9 protein-coding genes are annotated in these 7,922 nt (G+C 65.0%); 4 read left to right on the plus strand and 5 right to left on the minus strand.

Going from position 1 to position 7,922, the window contains the following annotated elements:
* Positions 1–106: 106 nt before the first annotated feature.
* Entirely contained in the window at positions 107–1,132 is a 1,026-nt protein-coding gene (gene ccsB, locus Y703_RS0106765; RefSeq protein ID WP_026552099.1) for a c-type cytochrome biogenesis protein CcsB, read from the plus strand.
* A gap of 136 nt (positions 1,133–1,268) precedes the next feature.
* Here the strand turns inward: ccsB and Y703_RS0106770 are convergent, their stop codons facing one another.
* Positions 1,269–1,682 carry a PLD nuclease N-terminal domain-containing protein gene (locus Y703_RS0106770; protein WP_026552100.1) on the minus strand — a complete coding sequence of 138 codons (414 nt, stop codon included), beginning with the start codon at positions 1,680–1,682 and terminating at the stop codon, positions 1,269–1,271.
* A gap of 30 nt (positions 1,683–1,712) precedes the next feature.
* Here Y703_RS0106770 and Y703_RS0106775 point away from each other — a divergent pair, with 30 nt between their 5' ends.
* Positions 1,713–2,009: a DUF4229 domain-containing protein gene (locus tag Y703_RS0106775; RefSeq protein ID WP_026552101.1), complete on the plus strand. Its 297-nt coding sequence runs from the start codon at positions 1,713–1,715 to the stop codon at positions 2,007–2,009.
* A 15-nt stretch (positions 2,010–2,024) separates the two neighbouring features.
* On the opposite strand, the gene Y703_RS0106780 is transcribed toward Y703_RS0106775, so the two are convergent.
* From Y703_RS0106780 to Y703_RS23320, 4 genes are all read right to left on the minus strand, one after another.
* Positions 2,025–2,909 (minus strand): 1,4-dihydroxy-2-naphthoate polyprenyltransferase, encoded by an 885-nt coding sequence (locus Y703_RS0106780; protein ID WP_026552102.1) that lies wholly within the window; start codon positions 2,907–2,909, stop codon positions 2,025–2,027.
* 32 nt (positions 2,910–2,941) lie between these two features.
* On the minus strand, positions 2,942–4,075 hold the full coding sequence (locus Y703_RS0106785) for an AMP-binding protein (protein WP_026552103.1): 1,134 nt from the start codon (positions 4,073–4,075) through the stop codon (positions 2,942–2,944).
* 7 nt (positions 4,076–4,082) lie between these two features.
* Positions 4,083–5,033 carry a 1,4-dihydroxy-2-naphthoyl-CoA synthase gene (locus Y703_RS0106790; RefSeq protein WP_026552104.1) on the minus strand — a complete coding sequence of 317 codons (951 nt, stop codon included), beginning with the start codon at positions 5,031–5,033 and terminating at the stop codon, positions 4,083–4,085.
* Between the two features lie 207 nt (positions 5,034–5,240).
* Complete coding sequence (locus Y703_RS23320) at positions 5,241–6,236, minus strand: VOC family protein (RefSeq protein ID WP_162148871.1); 996 nt, start codon at positions 6,234–6,236, stop codon at positions 5,241–5,243.
* A gap of 109 nt (positions 6,237–6,345) precedes the next feature.
* Here Y703_RS23320 and Y703_RS0106800 point away from each other — a divergent pair, with 109 nt between their 5' ends.
* Both Y703_RS0106800 and Y703_RS0106805 read left to right on the plus strand, forming a co-directional pair.
* A complete protein-coding gene (locus Y703_RS0106800; RefSeq protein ID WP_026552105.1) occupies positions 6,346–7,167 on the plus strand; it encodes an alpha/beta fold hydrolase in 822 nt (273 codons plus the stop codon).
* Positions 7,160–7,726 (plus strand): TetR/AcrR family transcriptional regulator, encoded by a 567-nt coding sequence (locus Y703_RS0106805; protein ID WP_026552106.1) that lies wholly within the window; start codon positions 7,160–7,162, stop codon positions 7,724–7,726. The genes Y703_RS0106800 and Y703_RS0106805 overlap by 8 nt, the downstream gene beginning before the upstream one ends.
* The last annotated feature ends 196 nt before the right edge of the window (positions 7,727–7,922 follow it).

Below are 7,922 nucleotides of genomic sequence, written 5' to 3' on the forward strand. Positions count from 1 at the left end.
CCGAGGTGGACGAGCCGGTTGAGGAGCAAAATGATAAGTCTGAGGCACCGGGCAGCACAGCCACCGAATATGTATCACACCAGGTAGGAAACGGTAAGGACAGCTAATGCCACCAATCAACCAGGCCCTTGGCGAATTTAGCGAGCGCTTCATGCTGCTCGCCGCGCTCACCTACACGGTCGCCTTCATTGTCTTCACACTCGACCTGGTGAAGAGCAGCAAACGAATCCGGGCGGTCGAGGAAAACCTCGCTGCCTCCCAGGAAGCCGAGCAGATGGTCCTGGCGGGCGCCGATCGGGGCACCCGGTCCGGTAGCGCCGCCAGGACCGGGGGAACCGCTGGCCCGAGCACAGCTGACGACACCATGGACTATTCGGGACAGCGGAGGCTGGCGCGAATCGCAGTAGTCCTCACAGTTGTGGCGGCGCTGATCCACGCCGCCGGAGTCATCTCGCGGGGGCTGGCAACCAACCGTGTCCCCTGGGGAAACATGTACGAATTCTGCACCACCGGTGCGCTGGTAGTGGTCCTGGTGTTCCTGGTGGTCCTCATTCGCAAAGACCTCCGGTTCCTTGGTACCTTCGTGGTGGGTCTCACCCTGGTGATGCTGTGCGCAGCGACCATCGGGTTCTTCACCCCGGCGGGCAATGTGGTCCCGGCGCTGCAGAGCTACTGGCTCATCATTCATGTCTCGGTGGCGGTCGCGGCCTCGGCGCTGTTCACCCTCACGTTCGCCATGTCGGTCCTGCAGCTCGTCCAGACGAGTAGGATGCGGAAGCTTGCTGCGGGGGGTGCTGACCGTGCCCCGTTTATGCGGCTCGTGCCATCGGCGCTCAGCTTGGAGAACCTTTCCTACCGGATCAATGCCTTCGCCTTCGTGATGTGGACCTTCACCCTCATGGCCGGGGCGATCTGGGCTGAAGAAGCCTGGGGCCGGTACTGGGGCTGGGACGTCAAAGAGGTGTGGACCTTCGTGATCTGGGTGGTCTTCGCCGGCTACCTGCACGCACGGGCCACTCGCGGCTGGACCGGCACTCGCGCCGCCTGGCTCTGCATCATTGGCTACCTGTGCATCGTGTTCAACTTCACGATCGTCAACATCTACTTCTCCGGCCTGCACAGCTACGCCTAGATCCCACGGCGCCTAGACCCCGCTGCCGAAGCGGTCGGGTAGGGACGGCGGTTAGTCCGGCGAGGTGAGGAACCTGGACATATGATGCCCACACTTGTCCAGGTTGCCCACCAAACCGGCAGTGGGTGAGGTGAGTCTAGGCGGTCTGGCCGCCGGGCTCGTTGTCCGCTTCGCCATCGTTCTTCTGCTGGGCGTCGCGGTCCTTTTTCTCCTGCGCTGCGCGGAGTTCCTGCTCCTTGCGGCGCGCCTCCTTTTGGCGGGCTTCCTGCCGGCGCTTGGCTTCCAGGTTGCGCAGGAACTGGGGGTCATCGTCAGGCGCGGTGGGGTGCCGTGGCGCGGGTCGAGCGCGCCCCGGGGTGCCACTCGGGCGGGCACGGCCGAACAGGAACCAGAGCCCCGCACCGAGGACCGGAACCAGAATGATGGTGACTATCCATGCGGGTTTGGAGATGCTGCGCACCGAGTGCGCCTTGGTCATGATGCAGTCGATCAGCGCGTAGACGATGACAGCTACTGCAACGAGGATGAGAAACAACAACAGGCGAGGCATCTATCAATTGTAGGCGAGTAAACTTGATGAGTGCCCTTCTTCAAATTCACAGCCCTCCGCCTCGGCCTCGTCGTGGTGTTCTTCGTCATTTCCTACTGGCTTGGCCTCGGCGCCATCTTCTCGGCGATAGTTGCAGCGGTCCTCGCCTGGTGCGTGACGTACCTGTTCTTCCGGCCAATGCGTGATGCTGCGTCAGCCTCACTGCAGCGCCGCTTCAGGGATGGCGCCCCGCCGCAGCGCAATTTTGCCGAGCTCGACGACGCCGCGGCCGAGGACGTCTATGACCCCAATACCTCGGTCAACCCGGACCGCAAACCTCGTTCCTGAGGAACTACGGAACGGTTAGGCCAGCACCGTGCTCAGGACCACTCCGGCGCCAAAGAGCAGGCTGAAGCCCAGATTGATCAGACCGGTCTGCTTCAGGACGGGGATCAGGCTGCCGCGTTTCTTGCCTTTGAGCATCAGCCAGCTTGGCATCAGACAGGCCGGGACGAGCAACAGCACCAGCAGCACCCACGGGTAGTCGTAGACCAGGAACAGCGGCAGCAGCAGGGCCGCGGCGAGCATCATCACGTAGGCAATCCGCGCCGCAGTGTCTCCCAGCCGAACGGCCAGGGTAATCTTTCCGGCCTCACGGTCGGTCGGGATGTCGCGAACATTGTTGGCCATCAGAAGCGCCATAGCGATGATCCCGGTGCTGATTGCCCCGATCCAGGCCACCGAGTTCAACTGGCCGGCCTGCGTGTAGGTAGTTCCCAACGTCGCAACGAGCCCGAAGAACACGAAGACGAACACATCACCCAATCCCATGTACCCGTAGGGGTTGCGCCCGCCCGTGTAGCCCCAGGCGGCAGCAACGCAGCCCACTCCCACTAACAGCAGGAACCAGGCCTGGGAGAGCACTATGAGGCTTGTTCCGGCCAGCATGGCCAGCGCGAAGCACGCAAACGCAGCCCACTTGACCTGACCGGGACGTGCGGCCCCGGAGCCGGTGAGTCGAAGTGGTCCCACCCGGTCCGCGTCTGTACCTCTGACGCCGTCGGAGTAGTCGTTGGCGTAGTTCACCCCGATCTGCAGCATGATGGCGACGACGGCGGCCAGCACGGCATTGACGGGTTTGAACGCCTCCAGGTCGAACGCAGCGGCGCACCCCACGATCACTGGTGCAATAGCCATGGGGAGGGTTCGCGGGCGTGCACCCTCAAGCCATTGTGCGGCAGTAGCCACTGTGCAGTCCTTTTCGTTCGGGAGTGGTGAGTCTAGGCGTCGGAGTGCTCGAGCAAGGCCCGAACAGCCAGACGATCGGGTTTGCCGTTGGGCAGGAGAGGGATTGATCCGAGGGCCATGATGATCCGGGGCACTGCGTGAGCACCAAGGCAGGCCTTCGCCTGCTGGCGCACCTCGTCGGCGCTGACCTGCCCGACGACGACCGCCGCCACCGCGGTGCCCCATTCTGCACTGTCGATGCCCAGCACCAAAGCGTCCTGGACACCGGACAGGCCCTGGATCGCTGAGGTCACCGCTGCGGCTGACACTTTCATACCGCCGGTCACAATCACATCATCGAGCCGACCGGCAACGGTCAGAACCCCGTCGGTGACGTCACCGGCGTCGTCGGTCCGGAACCAGCGGCGACCGGAGTTGAACGCGAACCGATCGGCGCTGAGCTCGGGCTGCCCCAGATACCCCTCAGCCAGGACGGGTCCGCTGATCCACAGTCGGCCGCGCTCGGTGGTGAGGTCAACCCCCTCCAAGGGGACGCCGTCGTACACGCAGCCGCCGCATGTCTCGCTCATGCCATAGGTGAGCACGAGGTTCAGCCCGTGCTTGCGGGCGTCATCGAGGAGCGCGGCGGAGGCAGGTGCGCCGCCCAGCAGGATGGCGTTGAACCGGCGGAGGACCTGGATGGTCTCGGGCTGCGGGTCCTGGAGGAGGCGGTGCAACTGGGTGGGAACCAGTGAGGTGAAGCGGATCTTGTCGGTGAGCTCCCCGGCGGCCCGGGTGAATGCCTCGGCGGTGAACGGCGCGGTCAGATCCATGGCCCATGGGCGGGTCCCTGCATACAGCGATCGGACCAGCACCTGAAATCCCGCCACATAGTGCACCGGCAGGGTAAGGAGCCACTGCCCCTCAGCTTTGAGGGCGAGGGCGGTACCCATTGCTGAAGCGGCCAGCGCGTCGACGCTGAGCATTGTCTGTTTGGGGACGCCGGTCGATCCTGAGGTGCTGAGGACCGCGGCAATCTCATCGTTGGGCAGGTCCCCGTCAAAGGTCTGGCCCAGCTCAGTGTGGGGTGCGACGGCGGGTCCCTCGCCAGCGAGGGCGGCGGCCAGCGGTCTCAGGAGTTGATGGGGGTCTGAGCCAGCTGGTGTGTGGATCGGTAGCAGTTCCATGGGTGGCCTAGAAGTAGTAGGGGTAGGCGGACCAGTCAGGCGCGCGTTTTTCCAGGAAGGCCTCTTTGCCCTCGACCGCCTCATTTGTCATGTAGGCCATCCGGGTGGCTTCGCCAGCGAAGACCTGCTGGCCGGCCAGCCCGTCGTCGGCCAGGTTGAAGGCAAACTTGAGCATCCGGATGGCCTGCGGGCTCTGCCGCGCGATATCCGCCGCATACTGGAGGGCAGTATTCTCCAGCTCCGCGTGATCCACTGCCTCATTGACGGCACCCATCGCTACCATCTCTTCGGCCGAGTACTCGCGGGCCAGGAAGAAGATCTCACGGGCCTTCTTCTGCCCGATCTGGCGGGCCAGCAACGCGGAGCCGTAGCCGGCGTCGAAACTGCCGACGGTGGCATCGGTCTGCTTGAATTTTCCGTGCTCGCGGGAGGCGATCGTCAGGTCGGCCACCACGTGCAGGCTGTGCCCGCCGCCGGCCGCCCATCCGTTGACGACGGCGATGACCACCTTGGGCATGGTCCGCATCAACCGCTGCACCTCAAGAATGTGAAGGCGGCCGGCGCGGGCCGGGTCCACGCTCTCGCTGGTCTCGCCGTCAGCGTACCGGTAGCCGTCGCGGCCGCGGATCCGCTGGTCGCCGCCCGAGCAGAACGAGTGACCGCCGTCCTTTGGGGACGGCCCGTTCCCGGTTAGTAGCACGGTGGCGACGTCGGAGGTCATCCGGGCGTGGTCCATGGTGTGGTAGAGCTCGTCGACTGTCCGCGGCCGGAACGCATTGCGCACCTCGGGCCGGTTGAACGCAATCCTGACGGTCGGGAGATCCCGCACCTGCCCATCCGAGGTTCGCTCGACCTGCCGGTGATAGGTGATGTCCTGCAGGTCGCCGAACCCGGAGACGAGTCGCCAGCGGGCAGGGTCAAAAAGGTCCGAAACCTGTGGGGGAAGGTCGATAGTCACCCATCGAGTGTAGCTTCGCGCCGCCATCCTGGGGTGACAGAGGAGCGCGCGCGGCCGCGCGGGCTCTTCGTTATCGTCCTGTGCTCGCCGATCCGCCGGTTGCCTGATGTGCTGGTACCTTCAGGCCGCCACGGGGGACAGGCATCCGGAGGGGGGAAAGTGAATATCACCACAGTGTTGGCTGGTTGTGCGATAGCTGGGGGTCTCTCACTGACGGGGGCAGCCGGAGCCGCTGCCGCTCCCACGGACACGACCGACACGACCCTGCTCGTCCCATTCGATCAGGCGACGGTGATCGACTGGGAGGATGTCGTCTTCGCCAAGGGCGGCGTGTTGACCGCTGATGGGACCAACCTGTGCTCGTTCGACCCGTACCGGTAGGTATTCGCTGACCGGACCTATCCCTGCTTTATCGGCTTCGGGGAATCGTCCGGTCAGACGGCGCCGACCACTTTCCCGGTCCTGGTGCCGTTTGACCTGGCAACAGTGGTCGATCCGACAGCTGTCACCCTCGTGCAAGGCGGGGTTATGGCCGCCGATGGAACCGACCTCTGCACCGTCGATCCAGGAAACATCGTGTTTCCGGACGGACGGTACCCCTGCTTTATCGATTTTGACCAGACCTTCACCACCGTCCCCGGTCCGGTGCTTCCCGCCCCGCAAATAGGGCAGGTGCCAGTCGGCGGGGCGGATACGGGCGTCACGGGAGCAGGGTCCGGCCAGCCTGATCGAGGACTGACGACGACGGTCGCCGCGGCCGCGGGCGTCGCCGCGCTGCTGGCGCTGCGCCGCAGGATCCGCCATCGTGTACCAGACATGGGGACCCTGGTTGGCCTGATACAGGAACCGGGCGCCGCGAGCCTCAAGCCGAGCCAGGGTGTCGTCCTTACTGTCGCCCCCGAGATTAATATCCAGATGGCAGCGGTTCTTGACCGTCTTCGGTTCGGCGACGGGTTGGAACAATATGCGTAAGCGGCCGGTTTGGCCCTCCTCGCCGGCGCGGCGGATGGCCGAGCCATCGCGCCAGACCTGGACGCCGTTGTGGACGACAAGTTCGTCTGGCTGGGCCCAGCCCTTGGCGAGCACGTCGTCGATGAAGGTTTGATCGGTGGGCTCGACGACCCAGCCGAGGGTTTCCGCCCACCAATCGGCCTGTGAGTGGACGCTGGCGCAGTCGATGGTGATCTGGAAGGTGTACGTCATGGCTCAACGCTAGGGGCCGGTGGTCAAGGACGCTACGCCAGTGCGGTCAGCTGTTGTCCGTTATCCCTGGGCGATTGACAATAGCTTTAAAGCTAAGTAACTTAGCCATATGACAACAGGCCAGTCGACACGGCACCTCGCTCGCCCTGCCCAGGGCCAGGTAGCCTACGACCTGCAGGGCAGCGGTCCCCTCATCCTCCTCGTTCCGGGGATGGGGGACCTGCGGTCGACCTACCGGTTCCTCACCCCGGCATTGGTGGCCGCCGGCTACACGGTTGCCACCACCGATCTCCGCGGCCACGGTGGCAGCACAACCTCGTTCAGCGGCTACGGGGATGAGGAAACGGCCAGGGACCTGGCTGCTCTCCTCCAGGAGTTGGGGGAGCCGGCCGTCATCGTCGGCAACTCAATGGCCGCCGGCGCCGCGGTGATCGTCGCAGCTGACCATCCCGGGCTGGTCAGCGGGCTCGTGCTCATTGGCCCCTTTGTGAGGGAACCCGCAGCCAGCGCGGCGGCCAGATTGTTCTTCAGGATCCTGATGGCGCCCCAATGGGCCGCTGCTTCGTGGAAGGCATGCCTGCCCAAGCTTTATGCGGGCAGGAAACCTGAGGACTTCGCCGCGTATCGGAACGAGCTCATTGCCAGCATGAAGCGGCCCGGCTACGCCCGCGCCTTCAGCCTCACCACACGCACCGATCATGTGCAGGCGGGAAACAGCCTGGCGGCGGCCAGCACGCCCACCCTCGTCATCATGGGCGAGCAGGACCCGGATTTTGGTGATCCTCGAGCCGAGGCCGAGTGGGTTTCCGCGGCTTTGTGCGGCTCCGTCACCATGGTTCCCGACGCCGGTCATTACCCCCACTCGCAGCATCCGGAGCTGACGTCGTCGGCAATCCTGACGTTTCTCGCCACCAAGATCCACCATGCCTAGGGCCGGTCTCGACAGGGCCGCCGTCATCGATCGCGCCGCCACCCTCCTCGATGACCGCACGTCATCGGGACTGAATCTGGCAGTCCTCGCCGAGAGCCTCGGCGTCCGCACTCCGTCGCTCTACAAGCACATCGAGGGGATGCCCGGCCTGCAACGCGGCATCATGCTCCGAGCCAAGGCGGAGTTTTGCCACACCCTCGGGCAGGCGGCCATCGGCAGGTCCCGCGAGGACGCCATCACCGGCATGTCCCATGCCTACCGCCAGTGGGCGCTGGATCATCCCGGCCAGTATCCCCTCACAGTGCGCGCTCCGGCCCCCGATGACGAGGAGGATTGCGAGGTCTCCGCGGCCACCGTCACGGTGATTTTCAGCGTCCTCGCCGGTTACCACCTGACGGGCGACGACGCCGTCGACGCAACCCGGTTCCTTCGATCCGCGCTGCACGGGTTCGTCGCCCTCGAAACCGGCGGTGCGTTTGAACTGCCTGCCAGTCGCCAGCGTAGTTTCGAGCGAGTGGTCACGAGCGTGGTGACAGCCCTGTCCAACTGGACGAACTAGACGCTCCGCGCCCGATCGACGGCCGGGCGCGGAGCCTTGTGGCTCAGTCGGCGGAGTCCAGGATGCGATGGTCCCGTTCGGCCAGCCGCCTTAGCTCGCGGAGCTGTTTGCGCATCATCACCAGGTCACCCCACGCGAACGCCATCTGCCGCAGCCCGGGCAGCAGCCCGGCGGGCAGTGGCACTGAGAGGCGGGC

The sequence above is a fragment of the Arthrobacter sp. H20 genome, assembly GCF_000520515.1.
Classification (GTDB): Bacteria; Actinomycetota; Actinomycetes; order Actinomycetales; family Micrococcaceae; genus Arthrobacter_D.

Excerpts from the sequence above, each read along its gene's own strand:
- ccsB (WP_026552099.1), top strand. The coding sequence starts at position 107 with ATGCCACCAATCAACCAGGCCCTTGGCGAATTTAGCGAGCGCTTCATG.
- Y703_RS0106770 (WP_026552100.1), bottom strand. The coding sequence starts at position 1,682 with ATGCCTCGCCTGTTGTTGTTTCTCATCCTCGTTGCAGTAGCTGTCATC.
- Y703_RS0106785 (WP_026552103.1), bottom strand. The coding sequence starts at position 4,075 with ATGGAACTGCTACCGATCCACACACCAGCTGGCTCAGACCCCCATCAA.
- Y703_RS23320 (WP_162148871.1), bottom strand. The coding sequence starts at position 6,236 with ATGACGTACACCTTCCAGATCACCATCGACTGCGCCAGCGTCCACTCA.
- Y703_RS0106800 (WP_026552105.1), top strand. The coding sequence starts at position 6,346 with ATGACAACAGGCCAGTCGACACGGCACCTCGCTCGCCCTGCCCAGGGC.
- Y703_RS0106805 (WP_026552106.1), top strand. The coding sequence starts at position 7,160 with ATGCCTAGGGCCGGTCTCGACAGGGCCGCCGTCATCGATCGCGCCGCC.